Source organism: Kitasatospora saccharophila, from assembly GCF_039529925.1.
Taxonomy (GTDB): domain Bacteria; phylum Actinomycetota; class Actinomycetes; order Streptomycetales; family Streptomycetaceae; genus Kitasatospora; species Kitasatospora saccharophila.
This window is the reverse complement of sequence record NZ_BAAANS010000020.1, coordinates 121,489-135,194: the sequence shown is the minus strand read 5'-3', so window position 1 is coordinate 135,194 and position 13,706 is coordinate 121,489. Positions and strand designations below refer to the sequence as shown.

Annotated in this window: 12 protein-coding genes; 4 read left to right on the top strand and 8 right to left on the bottom strand. The window is 72.8% G+C overall.

What is annotated here, in order from left to right; genetic code table 11:
* Nucleotides 1-96: 96 nt before the first annotated feature.
* Complete coding sequence (locus ABD345_RS16845) at nt 97-546, bottom strand: MarR family transcriptional regulator (protein ID WP_344552964.1); 450 nt, start codon at nt 544-546, stop codon at nt 97-99.
* 106 nt (nt 547-652) lie between these two features.
* Between ABD345_RS16845 and ABD345_RS16840 the strand changes: the two genes are divergently transcribed.
* Entirely contained in the window at nt 653-1,483 is an 831-nt protein-coding gene (locus ABD345_RS16840) for an alpha/beta fold hydrolase (RefSeq protein WP_344552963.1), read from the top strand.
* 266 nt (nt 1,484-1,749) lie between these two features.
* Here the strand turns inward: ABD345_RS16840 and ABD345_RS16835 are convergent, their stop codons facing one another.
* Nucleotides 1,750-1,965, bottom strand: a complete 216-nt coding sequence (locus tag ABD345_RS16835) for a DUF397 domain-containing protein (protein WP_344552962.1) — start codon at nt 1,963-1,965, stop codon at nt 1,750-1,752.
* Complete coding sequence (locus tag ABD345_RS16830; protein WP_344552961.1) at nt 1,955-2,788, bottom strand: helix-turn-helix domain-containing protein; 834 nt, start codon at nt 2,786-2,788, stop codon at nt 1,955-1,957. The genes ABD345_RS16835 and ABD345_RS16830 overlap by 11 nt, the downstream gene beginning before the upstream one ends.
* 165 nt (nt 2,789-2,953) lie before the next feature.
* Here ABD345_RS16830 and ABD345_RS16825 point away from each other — a divergent pair, with 165 nt between their 5' ends.
* The 3 genes from ABD345_RS16825 to ABD345_RS16815 all read left to right on the top strand — a co-directional run bounded on the left by ABD345_RS16825 (nt 2,954) and on the right by ABD345_RS16815 (nt 7,968).
* On the top strand, nt 2,954-4,003 hold the full coding sequence (locus tag ABD345_RS16825; RefSeq protein ID WP_344552960.1) for a radical SAM/SPASM domain-containing protein: 1,050 nt from the start codon (nt 2,954-2,956) through the stop codon (nt 4,001-4,003).
* Complete coding sequence (locus ABD345_RS16820; protein ID WP_344552959.1) at nt 4,000-5,130, top strand: methyltransferase domain-containing protein; 1,131 nt, start codon at nt 4,000-4,002, stop codon at nt 5,128-5,130. The genes ABD345_RS16825 and ABD345_RS16820 overlap by 4 nt, the downstream gene beginning before the upstream one ends.
* A gap of 147 nt (nt 5,131-5,277) precedes the next feature.
* Nucleotides 5,278-7,968: a DUF7507 domain-containing protein gene (locus tag ABD345_RS16815; RefSeq protein WP_344552958.1), complete on the top strand. Its 2,691-nt coding sequence runs from the start codon at nt 5,278-5,280 to the stop codon at nt 7,966-7,968.
* Nucleotides 7,969-8,097: 129 nt separating this feature from the next.
* Here ABD345_RS16815 and ABD345_RS16810 read toward each other — a convergent pair whose 3' ends face one another.
* The 5 genes from ABD345_RS16810 to ABD345_RS16790 all read right to left on the bottom strand — a co-directional run bounded on the left by ABD345_RS16810 (nt 8,098) and on the right by ABD345_RS16790 (nt 13,684).
* Nucleotides 8,098-9,117: an N-acetylglucosamine kinase gene (locus ABD345_RS16810; protein WP_344552957.1), complete on the bottom strand. Its 1,020-nt coding sequence runs from the start codon at nt 9,115-9,117 to the stop codon at nt 8,098-8,100.
* A gap of 61 nt (nt 9,118-9,178) precedes the next feature.
* On the bottom strand, nt 9,179-10,459 hold the full coding sequence (locus tag ABD345_RS16805; protein WP_344552972.1) for a 6-phospho-beta-glucosidase: 1,281 nt from the start codon (nt 10,457-10,459) through the stop codon (nt 9,179-9,181).
* An 8-nt stretch (nt 10,460-10,467) separates the two neighbouring features.
* Entirely contained in the window at nt 10,468-11,361 is an 894-nt protein-coding gene (locus ABD345_RS16800) for a carbohydrate ABC transporter permease (RefSeq protein ID WP_344552955.1), read from the bottom strand.
* A gap of 6 nt (nt 11,362-11,367) precedes the next feature.
* Nucleotides 11,368-12,324, bottom strand: a complete 957-nt coding sequence (locus tag ABD345_RS16795) for a carbohydrate ABC transporter permease (RefSeq protein WP_344552954.1) — start codon at nt 12,322-12,324, stop codon at nt 11,368-11,370.
* A gap of 1 nt (nt 12,325) precedes the next feature.
* Complete coding sequence (locus ABD345_RS16790) at nt 12,326-13,684, bottom strand: ABC transporter substrate-binding protein (RefSeq protein WP_344552953.1); 1,359 nt, start codon at nt 13,682-13,684, stop codon at nt 12,326-12,328.
* Nucleotides 13,685-13,706 lie beyond the last annotated feature (22 nt).

The window sequence follows — 13,706 nt, the reverse complement described above, 5'->3', positions numbered from 1 at the left end:
ATCCGTCAGGTCCGACGGATACCCGCCCCAAACACCGCTCACAACAGGCTCAACGACCACTCCAGCCCGGCGACACGGCAGATCTCAAACACGGTCTCAGGGGCGGGTGTGCCGCGGCGACAGGTGCCGGGCCAGGACGTCGAGCGCCGCGGTGACCTCGGCGAGTCGTGCGGGGTCGGGGTCCGGGCCGAGCGCGGCGGCGAGCGCGGCGTCGACGCCGGCGGTGCGGACGGCGGCGACCCGGGCGGAGGGGCGTTCGGCGGGGCGGACCAGGGTGCGCCGCCGGTCGGCCGGGTCCGGTTCGGTGCGCACCGCGCCGGCCTCCTTGAGGCGGGCCACCGCCGCGGAGATCTGGCTCTGCGGGAGTCCGGTGCGGGCGGCGGTCTCGCCCACGGTGGTGCCGGGGTGGGCGCTGATGTCGCTGGCCGCGATCAGTGTGTTGCGGGTGCTGCCGGGGTGGCGGCCACCGCCGGGGGGTTCGGGCAGGGCGTCCTCGCCGATCTTCATCAGGGCGCGGCCGAGCAGGAACAGTTCGACTCCATCCACGGCCCCGATGCTACATCGAACTAGATGCATCTATCTTGATGTATCTAGTTCGATGGATTAGCGTGAGGGGAGAGCGGCGGACCGACCGCCGCGGAGGGGGATCCCGATGTCCGTCACCGGCACGCTCGCCGTCCCCGGCGCCGTCCTGCACCACCGCACCGAGGGCACCGGCCCGCTGCTGCTGATCGCGCAGAGCGGCGAGGGCGACGCCGACCGCACCGTCGACCTCGTCCCGCACCTGGCCGACACCCACACCGTGCTCACCTATGACCGGCGCGGCCTGTCCCGCAGCCGCCTCGACCACCCCGAGCGGGGCACCAGCCTGGCCGAGCACGCCGACGACGTCCGGCGGCTGCTGGAGGCGGTCGCCGACGGGCCCGCGCTGATGCTCGGCTGCAGCTTCGGCGCCGTGATCGGCCTGCACGTCGCCGCCCGGCGACCCGGGCTGCTGCGCACCCTGGTCGCCCACGAGCCCGTCGCCCCCGGCCTGCTGCCCCCCGCCGAGGCCGCCCGGCACCGGCGCGAACTCGTCGAACTCCAGGAGCTGTACGGGCGCGCGGGCCTGGCCGCGGTCCTCCCCGAGATGGCCCGGGTGCTCGGCATCGACCCGGCCGCGGCCGACGCCGAACCCGGCCTCACCCCGCAGCCGCTCGACGCCCGCCGGGCGGCCGGCTTCGATCGCTTCATCCGGCACGACTTCACCGCCGTGGTCGAGGACGTCCTGGACCTCGCCGCCGTCCGGGCCGCCCCCACCCGGATCGTCCCCGCCGTCGGCCGCACCACCCCACCCGAAGTGTTCGACCGCCGCTGCGCCCAGGCCCTCGGCGCCCTGCTAGACACCCCGGTCGAGGTGCTGCCCGGCGGCCACAACGGCAACACCAGCCACCCCCGGGCCTGGGCCGCCCGCCTCAAGGAGCTCTTCGCGCAGGCGGATTGACCCGCCCGGCCGCCCCGCGCAGATCGTGCTGTCCCTGTTCGCGGTCGTGCTGGTCGCCGCCACCGCCGCCACCGCCGTCGGCCGGCTGGTCGGCCACACCGTCCGGCAGCAGCACCACCGCGAAGGCCCACGTGGCCCGCCTGTTCGCCAAGTTGGACGCCCGCGACCGGGTCCACCTGGCGATCCTCGCCTACCGGGCCGGGCTGGTCACGCCCTGACGCCCGGTCAGCCGAACGTGCAGGAGCCTCGGTCGGCGGCCGGCGAAGTCAGACCGTGCCGAACCCGCCGGTCACGGTGGCCGCGACGAAGGCGGCCCAGGCGGTGGGGGCGAACTCCAGGTGCGGGCCGCCGGGGTCCTTGGAGTCGCGCACGTGGCCCGGGTTCGCGTCGTCGACCTCGATGCACCCGCCGCCCTCGTTGTTGCTGTAGCTGCTCTTGCGCCAGTGGCGAGTTGCTACGGGAGGCTGAGGGTCAGGGCGCATCTGCGGTGAGTCCTTCCAGCATGGATTTGATCGCGAGCCCAGTGTCCCGGGGGGACAGTGCCTGAGCCCGTAGCAGATTGTAGAGGGCCTCGCGCTCTTTGACGTCTCGGGCTGCTTCGAAGATCGTCCCCGTGCGACTGCCTTCCTCATAGGCCACTCGCCTGCCGTCCTCCAGCGTCAACAGCCAGAGCGACGCCGTCTCCGAGTGCCCGCCGGCGGCGTAGGGCAGCAATTGGACCGTGACGTTGGGCAACTCCGCCACGTCGAGGATGGCCTGCAACTGCCCGGCCATCACTTCAGGGCCGCCGTAGATCCTGGCGAACGCGCCTTCGTCCAGGATGAACCAGTACTGGCATTCCTGGCTGTTGCGCATGCGGACCTGCCTGCCCAGCCTGGCGCGGATTCGCTCCTCCACCTCCTCGGTCGGAGTGAAGGGCAGCCCGGCTTGCAGGGCACATCGGGCGAACGACTCGGTCTGAAGCAGGCCGTGCACGTTGGGACTGTAGGACTCGTCGACCAGGGCCCGGTCGGCAAGGGACAGGATTCCCTGGTACTTCGCAGGATGGTTTTCCCTCCGGGCCAGCGGCAGCAGCCGCATGAAGTGGCCACCGGTCTCGAACACCCGGTCCAACTGCTCGGACAGGCCCTCGGGTACGCGGTAATCCCCGCTCTCCACCCGGGACAGCGTGGCGATGGAAGAGAGCGCTTCAGAGGCCAGGCGGGACAGGGGCCAACCCCGTTCCTCGCGGAGCCGCAGGACCTCGGACCCGTAGAAATGACGGGCGCTCAGCGCCGGATCAGGTCGTCGCTTCTGGAAGGCCACCGCTGCCTTCTCCTCCCCGCCACGTTGCATGCGTTGCACGCAACGGGCCCCAGGAACCCAGGCGTTCCAGCCATCGGGAGGAACGCGTCTCTCCTGTTCAGGTTAGCTCCGGTCAGCAACCATAGGGGCACAGAACGTGACATTCGCGAAGCGAGGAAACGGGCGGTGACCGTCACAGCCGACTTCCTGCCCGACCGGCCTCACGAGGAGAGAACGCTCATGACCGCAACCCTGGAACCGCCTGTCCGCGATGCGCTCACGGTGCCGCACGTGATCGAGTTGGAGATCACCGGCAAGTGCCAGTTGAAGTGTGCCCACTGCCTGTCCGACTCGTCCCCAGACGTTCCGCACGGCGTCATGGCTCGGACCGTCTCGAACGGTACGGAGGCGTCGGAGTACGACGCGATGACGTTGGGCGACTGGCGCGGTGTGATCGATCAGGCCGCCGAACTCGGCATCGCCAAGGTGCAGTTGATCGGTGGCGAGCCGACAACCTACCCAGGGTGGGCCGATCTGGTCGACCACGCCCTGAGTCGGGGCCGGCTGGTGGAGGTGTTCACCAACCTGTTCCACGTCACGGCCAAGGGCTGGGCGGTGTTCTCCCGTCCCGGGGTCAGCCTCGCCACGTCCTACTACTCACCGGACCCCGGCGAGCACGAACGCGTGACACTGGTGTCCGGCAGCCACGTCCGGACCCGGGCCAACATCGTGGAGGCGGTGCGTCGCGGAATCCCGGTCCGGGCCGGTGTGGTCGGCGTCCACGGCGGCCAGTTCGAACGGCTCGCGGTGGAGGAACTGCGCGCTCTCGGGGTGCGGCACGTGACGCTCGATCACGCGCGCGGTGTCGGGCGGGCGGCGAAGTCGTCGCCGACCGTCGGCGAGTTGTGCGGGAACTGCGGGAGGGGGCGGCTCGCGGTCATGCCGGACGGCTCGATCTCGCCCTGTGTCCTCGGGCGGTGGATGCGACCGGGGCACGCGAAGCAAACCGGAGGGCTGCGGGCCGTCCTGGAGAGCCCCGAGTGGGCCGCCGTGGTCGCCGGGATCCCCGAGCGGCGCACGCCGTCCCTCGGAGGCTGCCCGCCGAACGACTCGAACGACTGCAACCCGGCGAACACCGAGGCGTGCAACCCTGCGTACGGGGTCGCGTTCGCCCCTCCCAACGGCGGCCCGGTCCGTGCGACGCTGCCCCGGGCCGGGGAAGGAAAGACTTCATGAACTGGGAACACCACGCCGCCGCCCTGGCGGAACGCGTCACCGACCCGGACTCGCGGTGGCGCGACGCCGTGGCTGGCGTCCCCCGGCACATCCTGGTCCCGAACTGGTGGGAGCGGGGCCCCGAGGGCTGGACCCTGTACCGGGGCGAGGACGATCCGCAGCGGTGGGCGCAGGTGGCCTACGGTGCCGAATCGGCCGTCACCAGCGTCGGCGGGCAGCACGCCGACCACGCCGCACCCGACGACCACCCGACCGGACGGCCCACCTCGTCCGCCACCCTCGCCGCCCTGGTCGTCAAGATGCTCCGGCACGGGCGCATCGGGGACGGGCACGACGTGCTCGACGTGGGCACCGGCGCCGGCGGGCTGACCGCCCACCTGGCCCGCCGGATCGGCGACCGGCACGTCACCAGCGTGGACGTCGACCCGTACCTGGTCGACGCCGCCCGGCTGCGGCTCGCCGCCCTCGGCCTACGCCCCGCGTGCGAGGCCGTGGACGCGACCGGGCCGCTCCCGGGCACGTACGACCGCATCGTGTCGACCGTCGGTGTCCGCCCCGTACCGACCTCCTGGCTCGCCGCGCTGCGACCGGGCGGGCGGCTGGTCACCACGATCCGGGACACCGCGCTGATCCTGACGGCGTGGAAGACCCCCGACGGCGGGGCCCGGGGGGTCGTCGAACGGGACTGGGCCGGGTTCATGGGCACCCGCCACGGTGCCGACTACCCGCCCGGACCGGTCGAGGCGTTCGAGGCCGCCCGGGAGGCCGACGGCGAGGAGGTGTCGACCGGCCGCTACCCCGTGGCCGACGTGCGCGACGGGTGGGAAGTCTGGTCGTTCCTGTCCGTCTCGGTGCCCGGCATCGAGTACGACTACGAGGAGTGCGGCGGTCGGCGGACCGCCTACCTGGTTCATCCCGACGGCTCGTGGGCCCGCGCCGAAGCTGCCCGGTTCGAACCCCCGACCGTCCACCAGGGCGGCCCCCGACGGCTCTGGTCCGAACTGGAGAGCGTCCGCACCCGTCTCCTGGTCGAGGGTGGCCTGCCGCTGTACGGGTGCGACGCCACGGTGCGCCCTGACGGCACCATTCACCTCTCCCGGGGCCGGTGGGAAGCCACCGTCACCTGACCGCACGCTTGGCGCACCCACACCCGCAGGGGAGCCCGGGAGAGCCCCGCCGCGCCCACCGACGGCCCACTGCCCGGCCGGGCGCGTTCGCCCTGCTTACGCTCGCCCCGCCCGGACCGGGCGGTGGCGCCTGCAACGGGAGAGCGGATGACGGGACGGATGCGCAGGGCGGCGCGAGCGACGGTGGCACTGCTGCTCGCGGCGGGGCCGGTGCTGGCGGTGCCGCAGGCGGTGGCGGATCCGGTGCCGGCCGTGCCGCGGGCGGCGCCGGGCCCGGCGACCAGCGGGACGGTGATCGTCAACGAGACCTTCGAGGGCTCCTCGGTGCCCGACCCGTCCTGGGAACCGCTGGGCGACACCTGCCTGACCGGCGCGCCCGTCGGCAGCACGCCCGCGCCCGGCGCCGCGCCGATCCCGTCCTGCCCGACCGGCGGCACCCCGGCCGCGCCGGTGCCCGGTGTGCTGCCCGGCTACCTGCAGTTGAACGACTCGGCCGGGTTCGTCGGCGGCTCGATGCTGTACCGCCGCCCGGTGCCCGCCTCGGCGGGCCTGTCGGTGACCTTCGAGCAGTACCAGTACGGCGGCAACGCGCAGCCCGGGGACGGCATCGGGTTCTACCTGGTGGACGGCTCGACCCCGCTGGACTCGAAGGGCGCGGACGGCGGCAGCCTCGGCTACGCGCAGCGCAACCTCATCCCCGGCGTGGTCGGCGGGTACCTGGGCGTGGGCCTGGACATGTACGGCAACTTCTACAACGACGGCGAGCTGCGCGGCGCGGACTGCCCGACCGGCCAGCAGTCGCCGGTCAAGGTGGACGGCCCGGTCGCGCCCAACGTGGTCACCCTGCGCGGGCCGGGCGCGGGCATCTCCGGCTACTGCTACCTGGCCTCCACCACCGAGCCGCCGGCCGGTGACCCGCCCCGGGCGGCCAGCACGCTGCCCGGCAGCCTGGGCGCGCCGTTCGGCACCGTCGACCCGGCGGTCGCCAAGCGCACCGTCAACGTGCAGATCACGCCCGCACCCGCGCCCCGGGTGATCGTCCAGGTGGACTTCCAGGACGGCACGGGCTGGCACCAGGTGCTGGACGAGCCGGCCCCGGACGGGCTGCCGTCCACCTACAAGTTCGGGTTCAGCGCCTCCACCGGCGGCTCCACCGACGTCCACCTGATCCGCAACGTCAACGCCTCCTCGATCCTGCCGCTGGGTGACCTCGACCTGGTCAAGCAGGTCGACCGGGGCGGCGCCCCGCTGCCCGCGGTGATCACCGCCGGGACGGTCATCCCGTACCAGTACGTGGTCACCAACGCCGGTGTGGTGCCGGTGAGTTCGCTGGCCGTCACGGACGACAGGCTGGCGCCGGTGAGCTGCCCGGCCACCACCCTGCCGCCCGCGCCCGCGCCCGGCTCGACCGTGGTGTGCACCGGCAGCTACACCGTCACCGCCGCGGACGTCGCCGCCGGGCGGGTGGTCAACACCGCGAACGCCACCGCGACCCCGGACATCGGCGACCCGGTGACCGCCGGGCCGTCCACCGTCACGGTGCCGCTGACCTCCGCGATGACGCTCGACAAGCAGGCCGTCACGCCCGCCCCGCACACCGTCGGCCAGGTGGTCGACTACACCTTCACCGTGACCAACACCGGCGGCTCCACGCTCTCCACCGTCGCCGTCCACGACCCGCTGATCACCGACCTGGCCTGCCCCTCGGCGGTGGTGGAGCCCGGTGACCACATCGTCTGCACCGGCAGCCACACCGTCACCGACACCGACCTGGCGGCCGGCTCGTTCACCAACACCGCCACCGCCGACGCGGTCACCCCGATCGGGCAGAGCGTCACGGCCGAACCGTCGACCGTGACCATCCCGGTGGTCTCCGCCGACGACTTCGCCGACCTCGGCGTCAACGTCGCCGCCGACCCGACGGTGCTGCCGGTCGGCTCCACCACCACCTTCACCGTCACCCTGCACAACTACGGGCCGCACGAGGCGACCAACGCCGTCGTCGCCAACCCGGTGCCCGCCGGGACGACGCTGCTCACCGCGACGCCCGCCGCCGGCACCTCGTACGACCCGGCGACCGGCACCTGGACGGTGCCCGCGCTGGCCAGGGACGGGGAGGTGCGGCTCACCCTGCTGGTCCGGCTGGACGCCGCCGCGCCCGCCACCGACACCGCCGCCATCACCTCCGCCGACCAGTACGACCCGGTGAAGGGGAACAACACGGCGAGCGCCACCGTCCGGCCGCTCAACGAGACGGACATCGCGATCGGCAAGAGCGTCGACCCGGCGCGCCAGCAGGTCGGCGGGCAGAGCGTGTTCACCGTGACCGCCACCAACAACGGCCCGGCGCCCGCCACCGGGCTGACCGTCGACGACGTGCTGCCCGCCGGACTGGAGCTGGTCTCGGCCGCCCCGAGCACCGGCGGCTACGCGGCCGGCACCGGCGTGTGGACGATCGGGAACCTCGCCGTCGGTGACCGGGCCCGGCTGCTGCTGACCGTCCGCGCCGCCGAGCCCGGCGCCCGCACCAACACCGCCGACCTGGGCGAGCTCGACCAGACCGACACCGACCCGTCCAACAACAGCGCGAGCGCCACCGTGACCGTCGACGCCCCCAGCCCGAGCCCGTCGCCGAGCCCGAGCCCGTCGCCCAGCCCGACGCCGTCGCCGGAGCCGACCCCGTCGCCCGAGCCCACCCGGCACCCGCACCCGCACCACGGCCCCGAGCTGCCCGGCACCGGCGTGCCGGCCGTCGCGGCGGGCGCGGCCGCGGCGCTGCTGCTGATCGGCGGCGGCGTGCTGTTCGCGGCCCGACGCGCCCGCGGCCGCCGGAGCTGACGCCCGGGTCGCACGGAAACCGCCGGCGGGAGCGGTCGAGGCATGTGCGGTGCCTCGACCGCCCCCGCCGGCGGCGGCTTTCCGGGGGTGCGGGGTGCCGGGCGCACTCACCCGGCGGGGTGCGGCCGGTCAGGCCGCTATCGGGCGGGCCGTCGGGTACGCCTCGCGCAGCCGGCGGTGCGCGGCGGGGGCCGCGCCCAGGTGGTCCAGGCCCAGCAGGGCCGCGCCCAGCACCGGCGGGGCGACCACCACGCGCGGTTCGGCGAGCGGCGCGTCGGCCGCCAGCCGGGCGGTCAGGTTGTCCAGCAGCAGCGGCTGCCGGGAGGCCAGCACCCCGCCGCCGAGCACCACCGGCACCGGCTGTTCCAGCAGGTCGAGCCGGGTGAGCGCGACCACGGCCAGCCGGGCCACCTCGTCGGCCTGCCGGTCGATCAGGGCGAGCGCGATCGGGTCGCCCGCCTCGCCCGCCGCGAACAGCACCCGGGCGACCTCGTGCAGCCGGGGCCGCTCGATCAGGCCCAGGTGGACCGCCTCGGCGACCGCGTTGGCGCCCGCCAGTCCGAAGTGGGCGCCGATCATCGGGGAGAGCAGGGTGGCCTCGCCGCGGCCGTCCTCGGCGCGGGCCGCGTGCCACATCGCCTCGTCGGAGAGCCCGCCGCCGCCGCCCCAGTCGCCGGTGATCTTGCCGAGCGCGGGCCAGCGGGCGGTGCGCCCGTCCGGCCGCAGCCCGACGCAGTTGATGCCCGCGCCGCAGACCACCGCGACGCCCAGCGGCCCGTCGGTGCCGGCCCGCAGCAGCCCGAAGGTGTCGTTGGCGACGTGCACGGACGCTGCCCAGCCGTAGCCGGATATCGCCTCGTGCAGTTGCTGCTCCTCGACCGGCAGGTCGGCGTTGGCCAGGCAGGCGCTGACGTGGTCGGTCAGCGGCCGCCCGCCGGGCCGCCAGTCGGCGCCGGCCTGCCGGGCCAGGTCGTCGACCAGCGGGGCGAGCGCGGCGACGGCCGCGGCCGGGCCGGTGAGCTGCGGCTGGAAGCCGCCGCCGCGGGCACTGGCCAGGACGGCGCCGTCGGCGCCGACCAGGGCCAGGTCGGTCTTGCTGTTCCCGGCGTCGATGGCGAGGACGCCGGGCAGGAGTGCGGAGTGGCTCATCGGCCGTTCCCCCCGTGGTGGTGCTCGGTGCTGGGGCGGTGGTGCACGGTCATTGTGCCGGTCACGCCCAGCTCAGGTGCGCGCGGTTGTGCGCCAGCAGCCGGTCGGTGAGCTGGTCGGCGAGCTCGATCTGCCCGATCAGCGGGTGGGCGAGCAGCGCGTCGAAGACCCGGTCCCGGCCGCCGTGCAGCGCGGCGTCCAGCGCCAGGTGCTCGTACGCGGTGACGTTGGCGATCAGGCCCGCGTACAGCGGCTCGACCGGGCGCTGCGGCAGCGGGCGGACGCCGGTGGCGTCGACCTCGGCCGGGACCTCGATCACCGCGTCGTCGGGCAGGAACGGCAGCACGCCGTCGTTGCGGGTGTTGACCACCTGGACGGTGGTGCGGCCGTCGGTGCCCAGCAGCGAGGCGATCAGCTGCACGGCGGCCTCGGAGTAGAACGCGCCGCCGCGCTTGCCGAGCAGCTCGGGCTTGGTGTCCAGGGCCGGGTCGGCGTACATCTCCAGCAGCTGCTGCTCGATCGCGGCGACCTCGGCGGCCCGGGAGCCCTTGACCTTGAGCTCCTCCACCACCAGGTCGTGCTGGTAGAAGTACCGCAGGTAGTAGGAGGGGACGACGCCGAGCCGGCGGAACACCGGCAGCGGCAGGTGCAGGTCGGCGGCGATCGCCTCGCCGTGCTCGGCGAGCAGCTGCGGCAGCACCTCGCGGCCGCCCGTCGAGCCGGGGGAGTCGAGCAGGGTGACGCCGCGCTCCCAGGTCAGGTGGTTCAGGCCGACGTGGTCCAGGCGCACCAGCTCCGGGTCGACGCCCAGGTGGGCGGCGAACTTGCGCTGGAAGCCGATCGCCACGTTGCACAGGCCGACGGCCTTGTGCCCGGCGGTCTGCAGGGCGCGGGTGACGATGCCGACCGGGTTGGTGAAGTCGACGATCCAGGCGTCCGGGTTGGCGCGGCGGACCTGCTCGGCGATGTCCAGCACCACCGGGACGGTGCGCAGCGCCTTGGCGAGGCCGCCCGCGCCGGTGGTCTCCTGGCCGACGCAGCCGCACTCCAGCGGCCAGGTCTCGTCCTTGTCGCGGGCGGCCTGTCCGCCGACCCGCAGCTGCAGCAGCACCGCGTCGGCGTCCCGGACGCCCGCGGTGACGTCGGTCGCGGTGGTGACGGTGGCGCCGTGGCCCTGCTTGGCGAAGATCCGGCGGGCCAGCGCGGCGATCAGCTCCAGGCGGTCGGCCGCCGGGTCGATCAGCACCAGTTCCCCGATCGGGAGGGTGTCGCGCAGCCGCGCGAACCCGTCGATCAGTTCCGGCGTGTAGGTGGAACCGCCGCCGACGATTGCCAACTTCAGTGCGGACATCAGCCCTTGACCCCTGTCAGTGTGACGCCCTCGATGAAGGCGCGTTGTGCGAAGAAGAACAGTACGATCACCGGCGCCAGCACCAGCAGCGTGGCCGCCATGGTGAGGTTCCAGTTGGTGTGGTGGGCGCCCTTGAAGGACTCCAGCCCGTAGCTGAGGGTCCAGGCGCCCGGGTTCTCGGAGGCGTAGATCTGCGGGCCGAAGTAGTCGTTCCAGCAGCAGAAGAACTGGAACAGCGCGACGGCGGCGATCGCGGGCTTCGCCATCGGCAGCACCACCCGCAGCAGGGTGCGCAGTTCGCCGCAGCCGTCGATCCGGGCGGCCTCCGCGTACTCCTTGGGGATGGTCAGCAGGAACTGGCGCAGCAGGAAGATGGTGAAGGCGTCGCCGAACGCCATCGGGATGATCAGCGGCCACAGCGAGCCGGTCAGGTGCAGCTGCTTGGCCCAGAACAGGTACATCGGGATGACGGTGACCTGCGGCGGCAGCATCATCATCGCCACCACCGCCATCAGGGCGAGGCTCCGGCCGCGGAAGCGGAACTTGGCGAGCGCGTACGCCACCGGGAGGCTGGAGACCACCGTCAGCAGGGTGCCGAGGCCCGCGTAGAGCAGGGTGTTGCGCCACCAGGTGAGGAAGCCGGGGGTGTTCCAGACCGTGGCGAAGTTCGACCACTGCCAGTGGTGCGGCCACAGGTCCGAGGTGAGCGCCTGGCGGTCGGTCATCACCGAGGTCAGGAAGACGAACACGAACGGCAGCACGAAGAACAGCGCGGCGGCGACCGCCGCGGAGTGCACGGCGACCCACTGCAGGGCGGCGCGGCGGCGGGCGGCACGGCCGGCCGCCGAGGCGGGGGCGGTGCGCTTGCGGGGGAGAGCGGAGACGAGGGTCACGGGGCCTCAGTCCTCATTCATGAAGCCGGACTTGCGCCGCAGCAGGATCGAGGTGAACGCCATCGAGAGGGCGAACAGGATGACGGCGACGACGCAGGCCGAGCCGGTGTCGAAGCGCTGGAAGCCGAGGTTGTAGACCATCTGCGGCAGCGTCCAGGTGGAACCGTGCGGGTAGCCGGGTTCGAACTGCTGCCCGGAGCCGCCGATCACGCCGGAGGCGACCTTCCCGGCGACGATCGCCTGGGTGTAGTACTGCATGGTCTGGATCACGCCGGTGACCACGGCGAACATCACGATCGGCGAGATGTTCGGCAGGGTGACGTACCGGAAGCGCTGGAAGCTCCCGGCGCCGTCCAGCTCGGCGGCCTCGTACTGCTCGGTGGGCACGTCGAGCAGCGCGGCCATGAAGATCACCATCAGGTCGCCGATGCCCCAGACCGCCAGCATGGTCAGGGCGGGCTTCGACCAGGACGGGTCGGTGAACCAGCCCGGCTGCGGCAGGCCCAGCTCGCCCAGCAGGTGGTTGACCGGCCCGGTGCCCGGGTTCAGCAGGAACGCGAACGCCATCGTCGCGGCCACCGGCGGCGCCAGGTACGGCAGGTAGAAGGCGGTGCGGAAGAACCCGGCGCCGGACTTCACCTTGATGATCAGCATGCCGATGCCCAGGCCGAACACCACCCGCAGGCTGACCATCACCACGACCAGCCAGAGCGTGTTGCCCATGCCCTTCCAGAAGGAGGGGTAGTCGGTGAGGACGTAGGTCCAGTTCTGCAGGCCGGCGAAGGTCGGCGCGGTGAACCCGTCGTAGTGCATGAAGGAGAAGTAGACCGTCGAGACCAGCGGGTACAGGAAGAAGAACCCGAACCCGACCAGCCACGGGGAGAGGAAGGCCAGCGTCCTGGCCCGCTCCCGCCGGCGCTTGCGGCGCAGCGCCGGCGGGACGGTGGAGTGCACGAGCGCCATGTCACTTCGCCTGGTTGACGGCGGCGTCGATCTCCTCGGCGGTGGCCCTCAGGCCCGCCCCGAGGTCGTTCTGCTTGCCGGACTCCACCTCGTAGCTGAGGTTCTGCAGCGACACCTGGTAGGCGCCGCCGTTGACGCTGGCCGGGGTGGTCGAGGAGTTCGGGTTCTTCGCGATGTCGACGAAGGTGCGGAAGTTCGCGTCCGCGTCCAGCTTCGGCGAGTCCAGCGCGGCCAGCGTGCTCGGCACGTTGTGGATCGCGTTGGCGAAGGAGACCACCGCGTCGGTGTCGGTGGTCAGGTACTTGACGAAGGTCCAGGCCGCGGTCTGCTTCTTCGAGCCGTTGGCGACGCCGACGATGGTGCCGGTCTGGTAGCCGCGCCCGTAGGTGGCCGCCTGGTCGTCCGGCACCGGGAACGGCGCGGTCGCCCACTCGAAGTCCGGCTTGTCGTCCGCCAGCGAGGCGGTCCGCCACTCGCCGTCCAGGCTCATCGCGACCTGCCCGGTGGTGAACGGGTTCTTGGCGCTGAACTCGTCGCCGAACGTCGTCCGGTACTTCTCCAGCTTCTCGAACCCGCCGAGCCGGTCGACCAGTTGCTTCTGCCAGGTCAGCGCGGCGGCCACGGTCGGGTCGGTGGCCACGTTCGAGGTGCCGTCCGGGCCGAAGTACGTGCTGCCGTACTGGCCGAGGTAGTGCGCGATCGCCGTCTCGTAGCCGTGGTAGTTCGGCATGAAGCCCAGCTGCTTGTAGGAGTCGCCGTCGGCGACCGTCAGCTTGGCGGCGTCCTCGGCGAACTCGCCGAAGGTCTTCGGCGGCGCGGTGATCCCGGCCGCCGCGAACGCGGTCTTGTTGTAGTACAGGCCGTACGCGTCGCCGAGCAGCGGCAGCGCGCACTGGTTGCCCTGGTACTGGCTGTACTTCAGCATCGCGCTCGGGAAGGTCTTCGCCGGGTCGACGCCGTCCTTCTTCAGCATCGGCCCGAGGTCCGCCCACACGTGCGAGGAGCAGAACTTGCCCACGTTGTCGGTGGAGAACGAGGACACCACGTCCGGCGCGTCCGGGCCGCCCGCGCGCAGCGCCTGCTCGACCTTGTCGTCGGCGATGTTGCCGACCACCTTGACGTGGATGTTCGGGTGCAGCTTCTCGAAGGCGGCGACGTTGTCGTCGATCGCCTTCACCTCGTTGTCCTGGCTCCAGCCGTGCCAGAAGGTGATCGTCACGTCCTGGCCGGAGGCCGAACCGTCCTGTCCGCCGGCGGAGTTGGTGCCGGTGCAGGCGGTGGCCAGCAGGGCCGTGCAGACGGCGGCGGTGAGCGCGGCCAGCGGGCGGCGGGCGAGCGGGGATCTGCGGGTGGTGTCCACGGAAGTCGTACTCCTGTGAGGG

What these genes read in the sequence shown, in the direction of transcription:
- ABD345_RS16840 (WP_344552963.1), top strand. Translation starts at nt 653, where the DNA reads ATGTCCGTCACCGGCACGCTCGCCGTCCCCGGCGCCGTCCTGCACCAC.
- ABD345_RS16835 (WP_344552962.1), bottom strand. Translation starts at nt 1,965, where the DNA reads ATGCGCCCTGACCCTCAGCCTCCCGTAGCAACTCGCCACTGGCGCAAG.
- ABD345_RS16820 (WP_344552959.1), top strand. Translation starts at nt 4,000, where the DNA reads ATGAACTGGGAACACCACGCCGCCGCCCTGGCGGAACGCGTCACCGAC.
- ABD345_RS16815 (WP_344552958.1), top strand. Translation starts at nt 5,278, where the DNA reads ATGACGGGACGGATGCGCAGGGCGGCGCGAGCGACGGTGGCACTGCTG.
- ABD345_RS16810 (WP_344552957.1), bottom strand. Translation starts at nt 9,117, where the DNA reads ATGAGCCACTCCGCACTCCTGCCCGGCGTCCTCGCCATCGACGCCGGG.
- ABD345_RS16795 (WP_344552954.1), bottom strand. Translation starts at nt 12,324, where the DNA reads ATGGCGCTCGTGCACTCCACCGTCCCGCCGGCGCTGCGCCGCAAGCGC.